Origin of the sequence: Cobetia marina, from assembly GCF_001720485.1 — a bacterium.
In the GTDB taxonomy this organism is placed as follows: Bacteria; Pseudomonadota; Gammaproteobacteria; order Pseudomonadales; family Halomonadaceae; genus Cobetia; species Cobetia marina.
Window position 1 is genome coordinate 39672 of record NZ_CP017114.1, and the last position, 20093, is coordinate 59764.

17 protein-coding genes are annotated in these 20093 nt (G+C 63.8%); 6 read left to right on the plus strand and 11 right to left on the minus strand.

Going from position 1 to position 20093, the window contains the following annotated elements:
• Positions 1-55 precede the first annotated feature (55 nt).
• Positions 56-2197 carry an ATP-dependent DNA helicase RecG gene (gene recG / locus BFX80_RS00180; RefSeq protein WP_084207717.1) on the minus strand — a complete coding sequence of 714 codons (2142 nt, stop codon included), beginning with the start codon at positions 2195-2197 and terminating at the stop codon, positions 56-58.
• A complete protein-coding gene (locus BFX80_RS00185; protein WP_077379868.1) occupies positions 2194-3159 on the minus strand; it encodes a hydrogen peroxide-inducible genes activator in 966 nt (321 codons plus the stop codon). Before BFX80_RS00185 ends, recG begins: the two co-directional genes overlap by 4 nt.
• Positions 3160-3230: 71 nt before the next feature.
• On the opposite strand from BFX80_RS00185, the gene BFX80_RS00190 reads away from it, so the two are divergent.
• Positions 3231-4118: an NAD-dependent epimerase/dehydratase family protein gene (locus BFX80_RS00190; protein ID WP_077379870.1), complete on the plus strand. Its 888-nt coding sequence runs from the start codon at positions 3231-3233 to the stop codon at positions 4116-4118.
• Between the two features lie 211 nt (positions 4119-4329).
• Here BFX80_RS00190 and BFX80_RS00195 read toward each other — a convergent pair whose 3' ends face one another.
• From BFX80_RS00195 to gmk, 4 genes are all read right to left on the minus strand, one after another.
• Positions 4330-4719: a RidA family protein gene (locus tag BFX80_RS00195; RefSeq protein WP_077379872.1), complete on the minus strand. Its 390-nt coding sequence runs from the start codon at positions 4717-4719 to the stop codon at positions 4330-4332.
• Positions 4720-4927: 208 nt separating this feature from the next.
• Positions 4928-7093 (minus strand): RelA/SpoT family protein, encoded by a 2166-nt coding sequence (locus BFX80_RS00200; RefSeq protein ID WP_077379874.1) that lies wholly within the window; start codon positions 7091-7093, stop codon positions 4928-4930.
• Between the two features lie 111 nt (positions 7094-7204).
• Complete coding sequence (gene rpoZ, locus BFX80_RS00205; RefSeq protein ID WP_077379876.1) at positions 7205-7456, minus strand: DNA-directed RNA polymerase subunit omega; 252 nt, start codon at positions 7454-7456, stop codon at positions 7205-7207.
• Positions 7457-7802: 346 nt separating this feature from the next.
• Positions 7803-8459: a guanylate kinase gene (gene gmk / locus BFX80_RS00210; RefSeq protein ID WP_084209566.1), complete on the minus strand. Its 657-nt coding sequence runs from the start codon at positions 8457-8459 to the stop codon at positions 7803-7805.
• Between the two features lie 546 nt (positions 8460-9005).
• Here gmk and BFX80_RS00220 point away from each other — a divergent pair.
• Positions 9006-10193, plus strand: a complete 1188-nt coding sequence (locus BFX80_RS00220) for an MFS transporter (protein ID WP_084207719.1) — start codon at positions 9006-9008, stop codon at positions 10191-10193.
• Between the two features lie 115 nt (positions 10194-10308).
• Here BFX80_RS00220 and BFX80_RS00225 read toward each other — a convergent pair whose 3' ends face one another.
• Positions 10309-11310 (minus strand): GlxA family transcriptional regulator, encoded by a 1002-nt coding sequence (locus BFX80_RS00225; protein ID WP_240499631.1) that lies wholly within the window; start codon positions 11308-11310, stop codon positions 10309-10311.
• Between the two features lie 294 nt (positions 11311-11604).
• Between BFX80_RS00225 and BFX80_RS00230 the strand changes: the two genes are divergently transcribed.
• A complete protein-coding gene (locus BFX80_RS00230; RefSeq protein ID WP_084207721.1) occupies positions 11605-13185 on the plus strand; it encodes a BCCT family transporter in 1581 nt (526 codons plus the stop codon).
• Positions 13186-13525: 340 nt separating this feature from the next.
• The gene (locus BFX80_RS00235; RefSeq protein WP_084207722.1) at positions 13526-15106 is read left to right on the plus strand and encodes a BCCT family transporter; all 1581 of its coding nucleotides are present in this window, start codon (positions 13526-13528) and stop codon (positions 15104-15106) included.
• A gap of 96 nt (positions 15107-15202) precedes the next feature.
• On the opposite strand, the gene BFX80_RS00240 is transcribed toward BFX80_RS00235, so the two are convergent.
• The 3 genes from BFX80_RS00240 to BFX80_RS00250 all read right to left on the minus strand — a co-directional run bounded on the left by BFX80_RS00240 (position 15203) and on the right by BFX80_RS00250 (position 17476).
• Complete coding sequence (locus BFX80_RS00240; protein WP_054556341.1) at positions 15203-15631, minus strand: organic hydroperoxide resistance protein; 429 nt, start codon at positions 15629-15631, stop codon at positions 15203-15205.
• Positions 15632-15730: 99 nt separating this feature from the next.
• The gene (locus tag BFX80_RS00245; protein WP_084207723.1) at positions 15731-16588 is read right to left on the minus strand and encodes a DUF3883 domain-containing protein; all 858 of its coding nucleotides are present in this window, start codon (positions 16586-16588) and stop codon (positions 15731-15733) included.
• Positions 16589-16612: 24 nt separating this feature from the next.
• Complete coding sequence (locus BFX80_RS00250; protein WP_084207724.1) at positions 16613-17476, minus strand: YicC/YloC family endoribonuclease; 864 nt, start codon at positions 17474-17476, stop codon at positions 16613-16615.
• 195 nt (positions 17477-17671) lie between these two features.
• On the opposite strand from BFX80_RS00250, the gene rph reads away from it, so the two are divergent.
• Positions 17672-18418 (plus strand): ribonuclease PH, encoded by a 747-nt coding sequence (gene rph, locus BFX80_RS00255; protein ID WP_084207725.1) that lies wholly within the window; start codon positions 17672-17674, stop codon positions 18416-18418.
• A gap of 133 nt (positions 18419-18551) precedes the next feature.
• Here the strand turns inward: rph and BFX80_RS00260 are convergent, their stop codons facing one another.
• On the minus strand, positions 18552-19319 hold the full coding sequence (locus BFX80_RS00260; RefSeq protein ID WP_077379899.1) for an exodeoxyribonuclease III: 768 nt from the start codon (positions 19317-19319) through the stop codon (positions 18552-18554).
• Positions 19320-19405: 86 nt separating this feature from the next.
• Here BFX80_RS00260 and pyrE point away from each other — a divergent pair, with 86 nt between their 5' ends.
• Positions 19406-20080 (plus strand): orotate phosphoribosyltransferase, encoded by a 675-nt coding sequence (pyrE, locus tag BFX80_RS00265; RefSeq protein ID WP_077379901.1) that lies wholly within the window; start codon positions 19406-19408, stop codon positions 20078-20080.
• Positions 20081-20093: the final 13 nt, after the last annotated feature.

Sequence of the window (20093 nt, forward strand, 5' to 3'; positions counted from 1 at the left end):
AAGTGAACGAGTGACCAGGTGAACGAGTGCGTTGGGGGACAGGTGGGCAGGGCGCTCAGACGGCGCCGTATTGGCCAGCCGCCTCCCCCAGCCAGCGGCGGATCAGGGGCTCCGCGGCCTGGGGGGCCTCAGTGAGAATGGCGTCGGCCAGGGTGGTGGTCGGGGCGATCAGGTCGCTGTCACGCTCGAGATCGGCGATCTTCATCCCCGCCAGCCCCGTCTGGCGCGTGCCCAGCACTTCGCCGGGCCCGCGCAGCTCCAGGTCCTTCTCGGCGATCTTGAAGCCGTCGGTGGTCTCGCGCATCACCGCCAGGCGTTGCCTGGAGTGCTGAGAGAGCGGAGGATGATAGAGCAGCACGCAGAAGCTCTCGGTGCTGCCACGCCCGACACGCCCGCGTAGCTGGTGCAGCTGCGACAGGCCGAGACGCTCGGGGTTGTCGATCACCATCAGGCTGGCATTCGGCACATCGACCCCGACCTCGATCACCGTGGTGGCCACCAGCAGGTCATGTTCGCCTTCCTTGAACGCCGCCATCACCTCGGCCTTCTCGGCCGCCTTCATGCGGCCGTGCACCAGACCGATGGACAGCTCCGGCAACGCCTCGGTCAGCTCGTCACGCGTCACCTCGGCGGCCTGACAGGTCATCACCTCGGATTCCTCGATCAGCGTGCATACCCAATAGGCCTGACGACCCTCGGCGCAGGCGGCGCGAATGCGCTCGACCACCTCGGGGCGCCGCGGGTCGGCCACTGCCACGGTCTGTACCGGGGTACGCCCCGGGGGAAGCTCGTCGATCACCGAGAGATCGAGATCCGCGTAGGCGCTCATCGCCAGAGTGCGCGGGATCGGCGTGGCGGTCATGATCAGCTGATGGGGGGTCAGGCCGCCGGCCTCGCCCTTCTCGCGCAAGGCGAGACGCTGATGCACGCCGAAGCGATGCTGCTCATCGACGATCGCCAGCCCCAGGCGCTGAAAGGTCACGTCGGCCTGGAACAGCGCGTGAGTCCCGACCACCATGCGTGCCCGGCCATCGGCGATGGCCGCCTTGGCATCCAGCCGCGCCTTGCCCTTGAGCTTGCCGGCCAGCCACGCGACCTCGATGCCCAGTGGCTCCAGCCATTCGCGGAAGTTGCGATAGTGCTGCTCGGCGAGGATCTCGGTGGGGGCCATCAAGGCGGCCTGACAGCCACCACCGATGGCGATCAGGGCCGCCATTGCCGCCACCACCGTCTTGCCCGAGCCCACGTCGCCCTGCACCAGGCGCAGCATCGGCACTTCGCGCGCCAGGTCACGGCGTACCTCATCCAGCACACGGCGCTGGGCGCCGGTCAGCGAGAAGGGCAACTGGGCAAGAAAGCGGGTGCTCAGGCCACCGCTGGCGCTCAACGAGGGGGCGCCATCCTGCTGGATGCGCGCTCGCACCTGCCGCAGGCTCAGCTGATGGGCGAGCAGTTCTTCCTGGGCGAGACGCCGCTGACTGGGATGCACGCCGTCGCTCATCTGATCGACGGGCGCATCCGGCGGTGGCTCATGCAGGAAACGCAGGCATTCGATCACCCCGGGCAGGCGAAAGCGTGCGCGCAGGGTGTCGGGGATCAGGTCCGGCAGCTCATGGGGCGTCTCCTCGAGCTGCTTGAGGGCCTGGCCGATCAAGCCGCGCAGGCGCGCCTGATTGAGTCCTTCGGTGGCCGGATAGATGGGGGTGAGGTGGTCTTCCACCGGGGCCGCGCCCTGACCGAGCAGACGGTATTCCGGATGATAGATCTCGAGACCGGTGGCCCCGGCACGCGCCTCGCCGAAGCAGCGCACGCTGTGGCCACGCTGGAACTGCTGTTGCTGGGCGGGAGAGAAGTGGAAGAAGCGCAGACTGAGGATGCCGCTGCCATCGCGCAGGCGCACCAGCAGGCTGCGCCGGCGACCCTTGACGATGTCGCAGGCCGTCACCTCGCCTTCCACCACCGCCTCCATGCCGCTCTTGAGCGTGCCGATGGGGGTGACGCGAGTCCTGTCCTGATAACGCAGCGGCAGGTGGAAGAGCAGGTCCGCCACGCGCTCCAGTCCCAGCCGCGAGAGTTTCTCGCTCAGCGCGGGGCCGACCCCGCTCAGGCTGTCCAGCGGTTGCGCCAGCGCGCCGGTGGCAAAGACACCGGCGCTGGCGGGCCCGGCAGATGAGGCGTCCGTGCCCGCCCTGCTCATGCCGGTTCGTGGCTCTGGGAAGCGGAACCCTGCATGCCGTTCTCGTTGCTCTGGCGGGCGCGGGTCGAGCACTCGGCGATCGCCTGGCTGATCACGTCAATCGCCTTGGGGCGCGGGAAGCTGGCACGCCATGCCAGGGCCACGCTGCGGCTGGGGGCGGGGTCCTTGAAGGGACGTGTCTCGAGCACGCCGCTCTCGTAATGGCCGGTACCGGTGGCCGAGTAGGGCAGCACGGTGATACCGAGGCCTGAGGCGACCATGTGACGAATGGTCTCCAGCGAGCCCCCCTCGGCGATCAGGGTATTCTCGGGATTGTTGATCTGATGGCCGATGGCCGGACACGCCTCGAGAATCTGATCCCGGAAGCAGTGGCCCTCGCCCAGCATCAGCAGACGCTCATTGATCAATTGCTCCTTGGCGATGCTGTCCTGTTCGAGCAGCGCGTGACCCGATGGCAACAGCACCTCGAAGGGTTCTTCGTAGAGCGTCTTGGTCAGCACGTCGGTCTCGGTGAAGGGCAGCGCCACGATGATGATGTCCAGCTCACCGTTTCTGAGCTTGCGGCGCAGATCGCCGGTCATGCCCTCCTCGATGTAGAGCGGCATCTTCGGCGCACGCCGCGTCAGTTCCGGCACCAGATGCGGAAACAGGTAAGGTCCAATGGTATAGATGGCGCCGATGCGCAACGGGCTGGAGAGCTGATCCTTGCCGGCATTGGCCAGCTCCTTGATCACGCTGGACTGTTCCAGCACGCGCTGGGCCTGCTGAACGATCTTCTCGCCGAGCGGTGTGACCTGTACGGTGGACTTGGAACGCTCGAACAGTGCGACTCCCAGCTCCTCTTCCAGCTTCTTGACGGCCACCGACAGGGTCGGCTGCGAGACGAAGCAGCGCTCTGCGGCGCGTCCGAAATGACGCTCCTGGGCCAAGGTTACGATGTAGCGGAGTTCTGTTAGAGTCATGATTCCTGCCCGGAACTGGCATCCTGGGATGCGGTGGGTACCGATTCGTTTTACCAAGGAGCACGGCAAAGGTGAAGAAGACGAGTCTCATCCTCGGTTGTGGCGACGTTGGCAGCGCGCTGGCGCGCGAGCTGCTCAAGGCCGATCAGCACGTCATCGGTGTCAGACGCGATGTGTCCAGGCTGGCGGATCTCGGTATCGAGACGCTGGCACTGGACATCACCGCGGAAGGTGCTCTGGCCAGCTTGCCAGATGCCGACACCGTGGTACACGTGCTGAGCGCTGACCACTTCGACGAAGACGCCTATCGGGCCGCCTACGTCGATGGCATTCGTGCGCTGGTCGCGGAGCTGGAATCGCGTGCCAACCCGCCGACACGCGTATTCTTCGTGTCCTCAACCTCCGTCTACGCCCAGAAGGAAGGCGAAGAGGTCGACGAGCAGTCCCCCACCGACGCCACCAGCTTCTCGGGGCAGCTGATGCGGGAAGGCGAGCAGGTCCTGCTCGACTCCTCGCTCAATGGCACCGTGGTGCGCTTCTCCGGTATCTACGGGCCGGGTCGCGACATGCTGATCCGTCAGGCGCGCGATGGGCGCATCGCCGCCAGCAATCCGCCACTCTACTCCAACCGCATCCATCGTGACGACTGCGCGGGGGTGCTGGCGCACCTGATCGCACTGAGTCTCGAGGGCAAGCCGGTCGAGCCGATCTACCTGGCCACCGACTGTGATGGTGCACCGCTGCACGAGGTGATGGCGTGGTTGGCACGTCAGCTCAAGGTCGAATCCACCGAGGTGATCCAGTCGCCGCTGCGGCGTCGCTCCAGCAAGCGCTGCGGCAATGCGCTGCTGCTCGAGAGTGGCTATCGCTTCCGTTACCCGACCTTCCGCGAGGGCTATGCCGAGGTGCTCAAGGAGCATGGCGTGACGGTACCGGAGAGCGAGCTTTCCGGACGCTGAGCGCCGCACGGCAATTGACTTGTCCACAGGAGGTCGCGCGTGGCGCATCCTGACCGGCTGTGGACAAGTCGAGGCGCCGGGAGCCAGGGCTGCCTGGCCCGATAACTGACAGTGCCCGCCCCGGGTTTCCGGGGCGGGCACTGTCGTTTCAGCAGACCACGTTTCAGCAGGTCAGACGTTTCGGCAGATCAGGCGGCAAGATCCACCATGATCAGTCGCCGATGACCATCACGCCCTCGGCTTCGAAGGCCACGCCCTTGGGCAGTGCCTTGACGCCGACGGCGGCACGCGCCGGGAAGGGCGCGCTGAAGAACTCTTCCATCACCGCGTTGACGCGAGCGAAGTCATCGAGGTCCGTCAGGTAGAGGTTGAGCTTGACGATGTCGCCCAGGCTGCCGGCGGCCTCTTCACACACGGCGCTCAGGTTGGTGAACACCTGACGCGCCTGCGCCTCGATACCGCCTTCGACGACTTCCATCGTCTGCGGGTCCAGCGGAATCTGGCCGGAGAGATAGACGGTGTTGCCCGCCTTGATGGCCTGGGAGTACGGCCCGATGGCAGCGGGTGCCTTGTCGGTGTTGATGATCGCGCGATTGCTCATGTTGTGCTCCTTGTGACTGTCTTTCCTACTGGTCTTGTGCCAGTTGCCTTGTGACAGTGAATTGCGATTGTGTTTGTGAGTGCGCTGCTCGCCTGTCTCGGCGAGGTGTCGGGCAGAGGCCCGTCGTGTCCATGGACGACCTTGCGGAAGTCCCAAAAACGAAAACCGCGCCGCCCGCCGGTGGCGAACGACGCGGCCTTGAATCCGATCAACTGATGACGCGGGTAATGCGCTCCACGTGCAACAGGTTGCGCATGCGCTTGATGATGCGTGCCAGGTGAATGCGATCACGTACCGCCAGGGTCAGATTGACGATGGCCAGGTGAGCGTCGCGCTCCTCGATGCCGATGCGTTCGATATTGGCTTCCGCGTCGGTGACGAGTTCGGCCAGCTCGGCGATCAGCCCGCGCTGGGTCTGGGCTTCGATGCGCAGGGCGACGGTGAAGTCGCCTTCGATCTGCTCGGCCCAGGTCAGCGGGAAGACACGCTCCGGATCGCTGGCCAGCTCGGTCAGATTGCTGCATTCCTGACGATGGACCACCAGGCCCTTGCCGGCTGACAGGTGGCCCATGATGGGCTCTCCAGGCAGCGGGTGGCAGCAGCGTGCATAGCTGGTGACCATGCTGTCGCCGCCACTGACCTGCATCGGCCCGATGCCACTGTCCTCCGGCTGGACGTTGCCATCCTTGGCCGAGAACTTGGGCTGCTGTGCCGCGGGACTCATCCTGTCGTTCAGCAGGCTCTGCGCCACGCTGTAGGCGGCGCGGGTACCGAGACCGATGGACTCGAGCAGATCATCACGCCCGCCTTCCAGCTCAAGCTCCGCCGCCAGGGTATCCAGGCGCTGGGGCGGCAGCTGTTCGAGGGTGATGTCCAGGCCGGCGAGTGCCTTGATCAGCAGGCGCTGGCCCAATGCCACGGACTCGCTGCGCTGCTGATGCTTGAGGTAGTGGCGAATGGCGGAACGCGCCTTGGCGGTGGTGACGAAGTTGAGCCACGCCAGGTTGGGCTTGGCGCCTGGTGCGGTGATGACCTCGACGGTCTGACCGCTCTCCAGTGGCGAGGATAGCGGTGCCAGATGACGATCGATGCGACAGGCGATGCAGCTGTTGCCGACATCGGTGTGCACCGCATAGGCGAAATCGACCGCCGTCGCACCGCGCGGCAGCTCCATGATGTCGCCCTTGGGGGTGAACACGTAGGTATCATCGGGGAACAGGTCGTTCTTGACGTGCTCGATGAATTCCAGCGAGTTGCCGGCATGGCGTTGCATCTCGAGCAGGCCACGTACCCATTCGCGGGCACGTGCGTGGCTGCCGGCGCCGATGGGACGGTCGGTCTGCCCGGCCTTGTACAGCCAGTGGGCCGCGATGCCGTTGTTGGCCATCGCTTCCATCTCGCGGGTGCGGATCTGCACCTCGATGGGCATGCCGTTCATGCCGAACAGCGTGGTGTGCAGACTCTGGTAGCCATTGGCCTTGGGGATCGCGATGTAATCCTTGAAGCGTCCCGGTACCGGCTTGTAGAGATTGTGCACCACGCCGAGGATGCGATAGCAGCTGTCCACGTCATCAGTGATGATGCGGAAGCCGAACACGTCCATCAGTTCATTGAAGGGCTTCTGCTGGTCACGCATCTTGCGGTAGATGGACAGCAGATGCTTCTGACGGCCGATCACCGAGCCGGGCAGCTGATCGCGCTCCAGCGCGTTCTGCAGGCTGGCCTGGATCTCGCGCATCAGGGTACGACGATTGCCACGCGCGGCGGTGACGGCACGCTTGATGCGTTCGGAGCGCATCGGGTGCAGCGCCTGGAAGGACAGATCTTCCAGTTCGACACGGATGGTGTTGATACCGAGGCGGTTGGCGACGCGGGCGTAGATCTCGAGCGTCTCACGGGCGATGCGCCGCTTCTTCTCGGGGCGCAGGGCACCAAGGGTACGCATGTTGTGGAGACGGTCGGCCAGTTTGACGATGATGACGCGGATGTCCTGGGACATCGCCAGCACCATCTTCTGGAAGTTCTCGGCCTGAGCGACGGCCTTGTCCTCGAAGGTGATCTGGGTCAGCTTCGAGACGCCATCGACCAGCAAGGCCACCGGCTCGCCGAACTGGCCGGCCAGTGCCTCGAAGGTCACGCTGGTGTCTTCGATGACATCGTGCAGCATGGCCGCCATCAGGCTCTGATGGTCCATGTGCATGTTGGCGAGAATGTTCGCCACCGCCAGCGGGTGGGTTACATAGGGTTCACCGGAACGCCTGCGCTGGCCATCGTGGGCCTGCTCGGCGTAATAGAAGGCGCGCCTAACCTGACGGATCTCTTCCTCGGGAAGATAACCGCCCAGGCGGTCTGCCAGGTCATCGATCGTGAACATTCAGCGGCCTTGGCTCAAGGTGGTTCCGGGCCCGCACCCCGCGTGATGGCCATGATGGCGCGACGTTGGAGGTGCGGATCAGCACACGTACAGGAGAGGGAGAGCCGGGGCTCAGTCCTCGATCTGCGGCAGCACCGGCTTGCGCTGGATTGGAGCTTCGACCGGCTCATTCAGGATGTCGCGGTTGACCAGACCCGCCGCCACTTCGCGCAGGGCCAGCACGGTCGGCTTGTCGTTTTCCCACGGCAGTTGGGCGTTGCGGCTGCCACGTGACAGCTGACGGGCACGACGAGTGGAGATCATCACCAGCTGGAAGCGGTTGTCGACGTTCTCGAGGCAATCTTCTACGGTTACGCGGGCCATGGCAGTGCACCTTCAATAGCGGGATATTCGGGGGTTCGCTGTCGGCGTGTAATCAGCGCAGAGTGCCGCGACCGCTAGGGGCCGCATACCCTGATCATCTGACAGTATCTCGCACACGACGCAAGCACAATGCCGCTGCGCCAGCCCGCCAGGGGCGAGACAGCGCAGCGGCCAATGATTCTGAAAGGGAATCGAGTCTACTCGACGCCCTTGTGGCGTGACAAGTAGGGCGCTATCCGGTGGCGCGACATGGCGCGCTCTCGGCGGCGTAAGCGACCAGAGTGCGCATGATCAGCACCGTAGGCCGCAACAAGTCCTTGTCATGCCTGGACTTCGTGCACGGGCGTCATCCGGCGAGCAGGGAGTCCAGCAATGCGGCATGGCGCGCCTGGACGCGCGGGCGGCGTGCGCGCTCGGCGGTGATCAGACTGCACAGCTCGTCCAATGCCTGAGTAAAATCATCGTTGATGACGATCAGGTCGTACTCGTCGTAGTGGGACATCTCGCTGACGGCGTCACGCATGCGCCGGGCGATGACGTCTTCCCCATCGGTACCGCGACCGGACAGGCGCTCGAGCAGCGCTTCACGCGACGGCGGCAGGATGAAGATGGAGACGGCTTCCGGCACCTGGGCGCGTACCTGCTGGGCGCCTTGCCAGTCGATCTCGAGGATGACGTCCTCGCCCTTGCTCAGGCGAGCTTCGACCGCCGGACGCGAGGTGCCATAGAAGTTGTCGAAGACCTGGGCGTGCTCGAAGAAGTCGCCCTGCTCGATCATCGTCTTGAAGTGATCGACATCCACGAAGTGGTAGTTGACGGCATCCTGCTCGCCCGGGCGCTGGCCGCGGGTGGTGTGCGAGACGGATACGCCGATGCCGTTCATGCGCTCCAGCAATGCCTTGACCAGTGTGGTCTTGCCGGCGCCGGAGGGCGCGGAAATGATGTAGAGAGTGCCACGGGCGTTGCTGGCGGCAGTGGAGGGTGCTGATGATGTCGAAGACATGGAAGGGATCCGCTTGCTGTCGCTGAATCGGCGCATTATCGCACACTCACCCCTGCTTGGGCTGCAGGCAGACATGACGGTGTCATGTACCGATGTTGCACTTCCGGCACCACAGTTGTCGTGATGAATCGGTTGGGCCGGCGTGGCGTTATCTGCAACAATGGTCGTATATTTCATTGATCGCTCAAGCATCGGCCAGCCCGCGAGTCGGCTCGGCCCCATGAGGGATCGCACGGTTTGCTGACGCCTCGCCCAAGGCAACTTGAGGAGGGTTGCCGCAATACCGTTTGCCAGACGATAGAGCAGCGCCATGACGTGCAGCAGGCGTCCAAGAGAGACGCCACGCACGAGCGCATCACCTGTTACCTGTCCCGCGCGCCATTCATTCCCGCCTTCCTGGCAGATGATGAATGGCGCGCGGTCTTTTGCCTTGCGTAGCGCCAGCCATGCGCAGGCAATGCCATCCGTGGCCTGCACCTGTCAGCGGTGCTGCGGATGAGCACGGACACGGGTGATATCCCCTTTCAAGTTTCAGGAGACCCGGACATGTCTGCCTCCCCCGTTGCGCGCCATCCGCGCATCGCCGAACTGGCGCTGGCACTCGGTGCCTTTGCCATCGGCACTACCGAATTCGTGATCATGGGGCTGATGCCCAACATCGCCGCGGACTTTCAGGTGTCATCCCAGCAGGTCGGCTATGCCATCAGCGCCTATGCGATGGGGGTGGTAGTCGGTGCTCCGCTGATCTCGGCGCTTGGCGCACGCCTGCCGCGGCGTGGCTTGTTGATTGGCCTGATGCTGCTGTTCGCGCTCAGCAACGTGGCCAGCCTGATGGCCCCCTCACTGACCAGCTTCGCCGCGCTGCGCTTCATCGCGGGGCTGCCGCATGGCGTCTATCTGGGGGTGGCCGCACTGGTGGCGGCGGATGCTGCTCCCGCCGGCGAGCGTGGCCGTGCCGTCGGGCGCGTGATGATGGGGCTGACGGTGGCGATTCTCATCGGGGCGCCAGCGGCGACCTGGTTCGGCAGTCTGTTCGGTTGGCATTCCGCGTTCCTCCTCGTCGGCCTGCTGGCGCTGGCGACGGCCGTGCTGGTGCGTGGCTTCGTGCCCTATCAGGCAGGCAATCAGAACGCGACGCCGCTGACCGAGCTGGCCGCGCTGATCAAGCCGCGGGTGCTCTATACCCTTGGCATCGCCTGCATCGGTTTCGGCGGCATGTTCAGTGTCTACAGCTATGCGGTGGAGACGCTCAACGTCCAGGCCGGACTGTCCCAGAATCTGGTGCCGATGGTGCTGGCCGTCTTCGGGGTGGGCACCATCATCGGCAACCTGCTCGGTAGCCGTGCTGCGGACATCGACCTGATGCGCACCATTCCTGCCGTGCTGATCTGGAGCGCGCTGGTACAGGGTGGCTTCTACTTCGCCGCCGACGGTGTCTGGAGCGGTATCCTGTTCGTCGGACTGGTCGGCACGGGCATCGGCCTGGCACCGGCGCTGCAGATGCGCCTGATGGATGTGGCGGAAGACGCCCAGACCATGGCGGCGACCCTCAATCACGCGGCCTTCAACATCGCCAATGCGCTGGGCGCCTGGTGTGGTGGCCTGGCCTTCGCGTATGGCCCGTCCCACTCCTCCATCGGCCTGGTCGGGGTGGCCATGGCCATCGCCGGCTTGATCGTCTTCCTGCTCGGGCAGCGCCATGAGCGCCGCGAATTGCAGACGGCTTCCGCCTGATGTGTGCATGAAGCGAGGCCGTGAAAGCCCCGTGAGCACAAGACGTCGCAACGCAGAACGCCGCCCTTCGGGGCGGCGTTCTGCGTTTCTGGGGCTCATCAGTGGCAAGGGACTGTCAGCATCTCTGGCGAGCGCGCGTCGGTGACATGCCGAAGTAATCCCGAAAGCAGTGACTGAAATGTGTGGTGCTGACGAAGCCGCAGGCCACGGTGACATCGGTGATGCTGGCATTGCCCTGGGTCAGCAGCTGGCGGGCGCGTGTCAGGCGCATCTCCAGATAATGGCGAGATGGCGTGGTATCCAGATGTCGCGTGAAAAGCCGCTCTATCTGGCGCCGCGACAGGGAGACGCAGTGCGAGATGTCGGTCATGCTCAGCGGCTCCTCGAGGTTGCTGCTCATCAACTCCAGGATGGAGCGCAGTGCCTCGGGAAGGTGACTGTCCGGTGCGGGCAGCGTCTGCTCGACATGCCACGGACTGGGCGTGGCCGGGCGCTCGCAGGCCAGAATCTCCTCGACGCTGCGCGCCAGATCCTCCCCGTGACGCTGACGCATGCCTTCCAGCATCATGTCCAGCGCACTGGCGGCGCTGGCACTGCTGAGACGCGCTTCCTCGACGACCAGCGGGGCTCGGGACAGCTCGAGCGCGGGGAAGGTCTCGCTGAACAGCGCCGCGTTCTCGGGGTGAATGGTGCAACGATGGCCCTCCATCACCCCGGCCGAGGCCAGGAAGTAGCTGCCGTTCCACAGACTGCCCAGGCGACAGCCCTGCTGGGCGGCACGGCGCAGCAGCTCGTTGAGCCTCGGAATCTCTTCCAGCATCACGCGATAGCCTCCGCACACGATCAGCAGATCGCACTGGGCGGGGTCCAGCTCGGCAAGCGTCAGGCCGGGCATGATGTCGATGCCAAGATCGCTGCGTACGCTGCCATCGTTCAGGCCACAGGTGTGCAGGCGATAGAAGGGATCGTCACGGAGCAGATTGGCAGTCACCAGCGCATCCAGCCCGGAGGTGAAGGCGGGGAGGGAGAAGTGCTCCAGCAGCACGAAGGCCACATCGAGCGGCGCGCTCCGGGAGCAGGTCACGTCCTGAAGCAGGCGCTGGTTGCGCAGTTTCATCGAGGGGGTGAAATCACGGCGGCGAGGCGATGTCATGGTATCGAGGGAGCACTATCGCGGATGAAGGAGGGGGCGGGGCAGGCAATGCCTCACGTGTCAGCTTCATCCTCTCAGGAGTTGGCAGGCACGGCGAGTGGCAATCCGGTGTCCTTGTGTTGGGCAGAATGTAATGCCGCTGTGGGCTTGGTGATACTTCGCGTAACACAGCAGTAAAATCATGGACTTGTCACAGCGATGCCAAGGGTGTGGCTGATAGACTGCCCGGCTAATCAGACCATGCCCAGAGGCAGATAAATGACGGATACCACCCGGACCCTTTCGTCCGGCGCCGCAACTTCAGCAGCCCCTACCCCTGTTTCCCGCGCTTCCTCCCGGGGCCTCGACTGGCCCGTCTTCCTCCTCAGCGGTGGCGTGATGGCGGTGTTCGTGATCGCCGCACTGGTCAATCTCGAGGGCGTCTCGTCGCTCATCCAGCATGCCTTCGATCTCTCGACCGCCTACTTCGGTGCCTATTGGCAGGCGCTGATGATCGTCACCTTCCTTGTCGCCATCGGCATGACGTTCGGTCGCACGGGACGGGTGGTGCTGGGTGGCCTGGACACGCCGGACATTTCCACGCCGCGCTGGATGGCGACCATCCTGTGCACGTTGCTGGCGGGGGGCGGCGTCTTCTGGGCCGCGGCGGAGCCGATCGCCCACTTCACCTCGCCGCCACCGGTGTTCGGCCCGAACGCCGCCGTGGGCAATCTCGATGCTGCCTACAACGCGCTGGCGCAGAGCTTCATGCACTGGGGATTTCTCGGCTGGGCGGTTCTGGGCAGCCTGACCGGCGTGGTCTTCATGCACCTCCACTATGAGAAGGGTCTGCCGCTCAAGCCGCGCACGCTGCTCTATCCGCTGTTCGGCGACCGGGTGATGCGAGGACCTGCGGGAGCGCTGGTGGACGCCTGCTGCGTGCTGGCGGTCATCGCGGGCACCGTGGGGCCAGTGGGCTTTCTCGGCATCCAGCTCAGCTTCGGGCTCAACGCGCTGTTCGGCATTCCCGACACCTACACGACGCAACTGGTGCTGTTGGCCATGTTGACCGCCGTCTACACCCTGTCAGCGGTGAGTGGTGTCATGCGCGGCATTCAATTCCTGAGCAGCGCCAATGTGCTGATCGGCGGCGCGATGTTGCTGTTCATCCTGATCATGGGACCGACGGAATTCCTGCTCAAGGCCTTCCCGCTGGGCATGGTGGACTACCTGAAACACATCGCGCCGATGGCGGTCTTTCGCGCGGACACTGGGTGGCTGAACAGCTGGACGCTGTTCTTCTGGGGCTGGTTCATCGGTTTCGGACCCCTGATGGCGATGCTGGTCGCGCGTATCTCGCGGGGCCGCACGCTGCGCCAGATGGTGTGGTTGATCACTCTCCTGTCGCCGCTGGCGACCTGCGTGTGGTTCACCATTCTCGGTGGCAGCGGTCTGGCCTTCGAGCTGGCCGATCCCGGCAGCGTGTCCGGCCCGTTCACCGGCTTCAACCTGTCGGCGGCCTTGATCGCCATCACCCAGCAGCTACCGTTCGGTTTCATCATGTCCGTGATGTTCCTGATTCTGTCGGCATTGTTCGTGGCCACCACTGGCGACTCGATGACGTATGCCATCTCGATGGTGATGAGTGGGCACGACGACCCGCCACGCAGCGTGCGCGTGTTCTGGAGTCTGATCATGGGCGTGGTGGCAGCCTTGCTGATCTCGATGGGCGATGGCGGCATCAATGCGCTGCAATCCTTCATCGTCGTCACCGCCGTGCCGGTCTCGCTGATCCTGTTGCCGAGCCTGTGGAATGCGCCCGGCATCGCGCGCAGGATGGCCCGCGAGCAAGGACTCTGATTCATTTTCATGACTCATCCGACATGACTTTGGCTGACATGATTCGCCCGGCATGATTCGTCCGGCAGGATGGGCAGGGCCATGTCATCCGATGACGAGAAAGAAGACGCCGCCCTCCAGGGCGGCGTCTTCATGAGGAGAGGGAGTGAGGGCACAAGCGGCGCGAAGGGGCACGACTCGAAGGATGCGTCTTGTTACGGCGCGCCAAGAATGTAAAACGGCTGTAGGCTTGATGATACGTCGCGTTACATAGGTGTAAAAACAACCGCTTATCGCCTATTTCCTCCTGTCTCGACTGATACACTGCACCGTCACTCAGATCATGCCCAGAGGCTGACTAATGACGGATTCTTCCCGGACTGTTTCGTCCGGCTCCGCCACACCGGTAACTCCCCCCGCTGATTCCGCACACTCCCCGCAAGGTATCGACTGGCCTGTCTTCATCATCAGTGGTGGCGTGCTGGCGCTGTTCGCCATCGCCGCACTGGTCGATCTCGACGGTGTCTCCGCGCTCATCCAGAGTGCCTTCGGTGTCTCGACCCACTACTTCGGTGCCTACTGGCAAGCGCTGATGCTGGCGACCTTCGTCATCGCCATCGTGCTGACCATCGGCCGCACCGGACGGGTGCGCATGGGCGGACTCGCCGCGCCGGATATCTCGACGCTGCGCTGGATGGCCATCATCCTGTGCACGCTGCTGGCGGGCGGTGGTGTCTTCTGGGCAGCGGCCGAGCCGATCGCTCACTTCACCTCGCCGCCGCCGGTGTTCGGCGCCGATGCCCCGACGGGCAACGCCGATGCCGCCTACAACGCGCTGGCGCAGAGCTTCATGCACTGGGGCTTCCTGGCCTGGGCGATGCTCGGCAGCCTGACCGGCATCATCTTCATGTACCTGCACTACGAGAAGGGGCTGCCGCTCAAGCCGCGCACGCTGCTCTACCCGCTGTTCGGCGACCGCGTCATGCGTGGCCCCGTCGGCGCACTGGTGGATGCCTGCTGCGTGCTGGCGGTGGTCGCCGGTACCGTCGGCCCCATCGGCTTCCTCGGCCTGCAGGTCAGCTATGGCCTCAATGCGCTGTTCGGCATCCCCGATACCTACACGACCCAGCTCACCCTGCTGCTCGTGCTGACCGTCATCTACACCCTGTCAGCGGTGAGCGGCGTGACCCGTGGCATCCAGTTCCTGAGCAGCACCAACGTCCTGCTCGGCGGCGCGCTGTTGCTGTTCATCCTGATCATGGGCCCGACCGGCTTCCTGCTGGATGCCTTCCCGCAAGGGCTGGTGCGCTACGTCGGCGACTTCGTCTCCATGTCCACCTTCCGTGCTGACGATGGCTGGCTGAATGGCTGGACGCTGTTCTTCTGGGGCTGGTTCATCGGCTATGGTCCGCTGATGGCGATGTTCGTCGCGCGCATCTCGCGTGGCCGTACCCTGCGTCAGATGGTGCTGTTGATCGCGGTCATCTCGCCGCTGGTAACCTGCCTGTGGTTCACCATCATCGGTGGCAGCGGTCTCGCCTTCGAGCTGAGCAACCCGGGCAGCGTCTCCGGCCCGTTCACCGGCTTCAACCTGCCGGCAGCGCTGATCGCCATCACCCAGCAACTGCCGTTCGGCTTCACCATCTCGGTGCTGTTCCTGGTGCTGACCACGCTGTTCGTCGCCACCACCGGTGACTCGATGACCTACGCCGTCTCGATGGTGATGAGCGGCCACGACAATCCGCCGCGTGGCGTGCGCGTGTTCTGGAGCCTGATGATGGGCGTGGTCGCGGCGCTGCTGATCTCGATGGGCGATGGCGGCATCAATGCGCTGCAATCCTTCATCGTCGTCACCGCCGTGCCAGTGTCACTGATTCTGCTGCCCAGCCTGTGGAACGCTCCGCTGATTGCCCGCCGCATGGCGCGTGAGCAGGGCGTCTGATCGGCTCGCACGCTCGAGAGCAATGAGTGTGTCGCACCATCAAAAACGCCGCCCCGAGGGGCGGCGTTTTCGTGTCTGGCGATCAGTCGCCAGTCATCAGACGCTGACGTTCAGCGTCACATCGATGTTGCCACGCGTCGCGTTGGAGTAAGGGCACACCTGGTGCGCCTTCTCGACCAGCGCATCCGCCTCGGCCTTGTCCATGCCCGGCAGACTGATATCCAGCGCCACCTCGATACCGAAACCGGCCGGAATCTGGCCGATACCCACCTTGCCGGTGATCTCCAGGCCTTCCGGCAGCGTCACGCCGTCAGTGCTGGCCACGTGCTTCATGGCACCGATGAAGCACGCAGAGTAACCCGCCGCGAACAGCTGCTCCGGGTTGGTGCCTTCACCGCCACCACCGCCCAGCTCCTTCGGTGTGCTCAGGGTGACATCCAGCGCACCATCGGAAGAACGCGACTTGCCCTCACGACCCCCAGTGGTAGTGGCTTCTGCACGGTACAGCACTTGTTCGATAGACATGCCTGACTCCTTGAGCGGAAATGCCCTCAGCTGAGGGATGCAGACAAGATGGCGCCTGTCGGGCAGAGTTTCAATTGCTAGGACACGGGAGCCAGCCATTCACAGTAGGTGTGCGCGATAGCTTTGCGGATTGAGCGTCAATTGCGGGTAAAGATCCCCCCTCAAGCAGTACATGTTGGGTTGGGTTAAGAAGCTAAAGATGCGGAAAAGATGGTAGTGCTCTGGATTGGCTTGTGAGCACTTGAGTTCATTTGGCGTGATGAAAAAAGCGCACTCTTTGGCGAATGCCGTCGTCTTCACCTCGATCCAGCGCTCTCGGCCATCAGCCTCAAAGGACAGGACGTCATAGCCCAAGCCATCGCCCTGTGTTTTCGCCACATGCTCGACCTTCTCGGCCAGCGATGTCTGGCCTTCTTTTCTGAGGCGCATCTTCTCAAAGGCCACCACAAAACGCTCGCCGGCACTCCCCAGTGCATGGTTGCGGGCTTCTCGCGCCAGGTAATCGCGCTTAACCGGTGTGGGTGTTACGTAACGTTGTTTAGCTTCCTGCACGCTTATCGGAGGTGTTTTAGAGTCCGGCGGCGTCACAATGATCGAGGTATCCTTTGGGGCTGGCGCATCAATCACCGGGCGATCCGCCGCATTGCGCGCTGCTTGATCGAATAGCTCAGTACGAAGCAGATGGCGCTCAACGACATCGACCAGCATGCCCTGATAGTTACTCATCGGCTTGTAGCCATTGATATAGGGGCAGTCAGCATCTCGTAGCACGGCGCTGATGTTTTGATGCTTAAACTCGATAGAGGCTCTCGAGCGACGATGTAATTTCTTGGCAAGCTCGCGATTGTGTTCTGTCTTCACATAATGCTGGCCACATAACTCTGCAATTAGCATCTTCTTATACGTCTCGACAGTCGCAATAACTTCTTCACCACTCCATGGTTCGGGTCTGCTCATCCGACTAACTCCTGTCACAAGACTTCACTCGATATTCTGAATCTGCTCACGCATCTGTTCGATCAGTACCTTGAGCTCGACGGCGCAGCGGGTGGTGTCGGCGACGACGGATTTGGAGGAGAGGGTGTTGGCTTCGCGGTTGAGTTCCTGCATCAGGAAGTCGAGGCGGCGGCCGATGGGGCCCTTCTGGGTGAGCTGACGACGGACTTCGCTGACGTGGGTGTCGAGGCGGTCGAGTTCTTCATCGACATCGGCCTTCTGGGCCATCAGGGTCAGTTCGGCTTCCAGGCGTTGCGGGTCGAGGGTGGCGCGAACTTCCTCGAGGCGAGCGAGCAGGGTTTCACGCTGTCGGGCGAGGATGTCCGGCATCAGGCGGCGGACTTCGGCGACGTGGCTGTCGACGCTGTCGAGGCGAGCGGTGATGAGTTCGGCGAGGCGTTCGCCTTCGCGGGCGCGGCCTTCGATGTGCTCGTCCAGCGCGCGCTTGAACAGACTCAAGGCATCGGCCTTGATGCGCTCCTGATCGGCTCCTTCGCGTACCAGTACGCCGGGGTAGTCGAGCAGGGCGAGGCGTGAGGGCTGCGGGGCGTCCGGGCAGTGCTGGCCGACTTCGGCGAGCACGCGGCTGAGTTCGCCCAGGCGTCTGGCATCGACGGCGAGGCTGTCGGCACCGGCTTCGGCGTCAAAGCGCAGCGAGAGTTCGACCTTGCCGCGGCTGAGGCGCTTGCGCAGGCCTTCGCGGAAGGCGCTTTCGAGTTCGCGCAGGCTGTCGGGCAGGCGGAAGTGCGGTTCGAGATAGCGCTGGTTCACCGAGCGCAGCTCCAGCGTCAGGGTGCCGTAGTCGGCTTCATGGGTCTGGCGGCTGAAGGCGGTCATGCTGTGGACCATGACGTGCTCCTTGTCGGTTGGCTGTCAGAAGAGAGGCGGTGCATGAGCGACCGCGCTGATAGCCTGAAGTGTACGCGTGCCGCTCTTGAGCGCCCAGTTATCAGGAGCAGGTCTGGCCCGCGCGGTGCGAAGGTCGTCGCCCGTGGCTGCGGCGTGTAGACTCTGGCCTCCCGAAGACTGTAACAAGGAATCCCCATGAGCGAAGCCAACGTGACCCGTCCCAGTGGCCGCACCCCGGAGCAGCCGCGCGAGATCCGCCTGACCCGTGAGTTCACTCGTCACGCCGAGGGCTCGGTGCTGGTGGAGTTCGGGGATACCCGCGTACTGTGCACCGCCTCTGTCGTGGCGGGCGTGCCGCGCTGGCTGCGCGGTTCCGGCAAGGGCTGGCTGACCGCCGAATATGGCATGCTGCCGCGGGCGACCCACACCCGCAGTGATCGTGAGGCGGCGCGTGGCAAGCAGGGTGGCCGTACGGTGGAGATCCAGCGTCTGATCGGCCGTGCGCTGCGCGCTGCGGTGGACCTCAAGAAGCTGGGCGAATACACCATCACCATCGACTGCGATGTGCTGCAGGCCGATGGCGGCACGCGTACCGCGGCGATCACCGGTGGCTGTGTGGCGCTGGTCGATGCGCTGCAGGGCCTGCAGCGTGAGCGCAAGATCAAGACCGACCCGCTGGTGAGTCTGGTCAGCGCCGTGTCCGTCGGTATCTACAAGGGCGTGCCGGTCACGGATCTCGACTATCCGGAAGACAGCAAGGCCGATACCGACATGAACGTGGTGATGGCGGAAGGCAAGGGGCTGATCGAGGTGCAGGGCACGGCCGAAGGCGCAGCCTTTGATCGCGCCGAGCTCAACGCGCTGCTGGATCTCGCCGAGCGGACCGGAGCGGAGCTGTTCGCCGCGCAGCGTGCGGCGCTGGGCATGCCCGCCGAGGCCTGAGTCCTTTTTCGGGACCCGACGGAAAACGCCCCCATCGCTTGCGCGGTGGGGGCGTTTTCGTCAGTGCCGGATGGCACATCATGCGACTGGCAGGGTGGCCCGAGGCCGAGCGCTCAAGGCGAGACGCGACGGATCACAGTTCGAGGTCGTACTCGACGATCACCGGTGCGAATTCGCTGAAGGTCGCGTCGGTATCGATCCATGCGTCCTTGATGTGACGACGCAGGTTCGGGTCGATGACCTGATAGTCCAGGCGCCAGCCTTCCTGACGGGCGCGCGGCTGGTCACTGTCCAGCGCCGGCCACCAGGAGTACTGGTGAGCCTCGCGATTGACCTCACGGAAGGCATCGATGAAGCCGATCGGGCCGAAGACCTGATCCATCCAGGCGCGCTCTTCCGGCTTGAAGCCGGGCGTCATCTGGTTGTCGGACCAGTTGGCGAGATCGACGGTCTTGTGGGCCACATGCCAGGTGCCGCAGATCATGTAATCACGACGCTTGCGGCGCAGCTTGCTGAGGTATTCCTGATACTGCTCCATGAAGGCGCCCTTGGCGTCCGGATCACTGCCGTCAGGCATCAGGAAGGAGCAGATGCTGAAGCGGTCGTAATCGGCCTGCAGGTAGCGGCCTTCGTTGTCGCACTGCTCGAAGCCCAGTCCATACATGATGGCCTTGGGAATCTGGCGGCAGTAGAGGCCTACGCCCGAGAAGCCGTCTTTCTCGGCGTCAAGGAAGTAGCCTTCATACCCTTCCGGGTAGAGGATGCTGTCGTCGAGCTCGAAGCTCTTGGCCTTGAGGTTCTGGATGCAGACGACGTCAGCGTCCTGACTGGCAAGCCAGTCGAGGAAGCCGCGGCTGACCGCTTCTCGAATACCATTGACGTTAACTGTAGCGATTTTCATACGTGGTCCCTGGTTCGTCGCGCCTGTATGATACCCGAGCTTTAGACGATTTGGTAAATGGCTAACGAATTCAAAGGTGATATCGGATGCAGGACTACCAGCGGGAGTTCATTGAGTTTGCCATCGAGCAGGACGTGCTGCGGTTTGGCGAGTTTACGCTCAAGTCCGGGCGGGTGAGCCCCTACTTCTTCAATGCTGGCCTGTTCCGCTCCGGTCAGGCGTTGGCGCGCCTGGGCCGTTTCTACGCCCGCGCCATCGTCGACTCGGGCCTGGAGGCCGACGTGCTGTTCGGCCCTGCCTACAAGGGCATCCCGCTGGGTGCCGTGACGGCCGTCGCGCTGGCCGACCACCATCAGCGCGACATGCCGTTTACCTTCAATCGCAAGGAAGCCAAGACGCATGGTGAAGGCGGCTCGCTGGTCGGCGCGCCCCTGGAAGGCCGCGTGATGATCATCGATGACGTCATCACCGCCGGTACCGCCATCGGCGAAGTGATGGAGATCATCCACGCCGAGCGTGCCAAGGCGGCGGGGGTCGTGATCGCTCTGGACCGTCAGGAGCGTGCTCCGGATGGACAGGGTGGCCTGAAAGCGAACAGTGCCATCCAGGAAGTGGAAGCACGTTTCTCCATGCCCGTGGTCAGTATCGTGACGCTCGACCAGGTGCTGGAGTATCTTGAGCAATACGCACAGCAGGAACTGTCTGGGTACGCGGCAGCTATCCGCGACTATCGTGCGCAGTACGGTCTCCAGAGCGCCTGAGAGCGCTCATGAC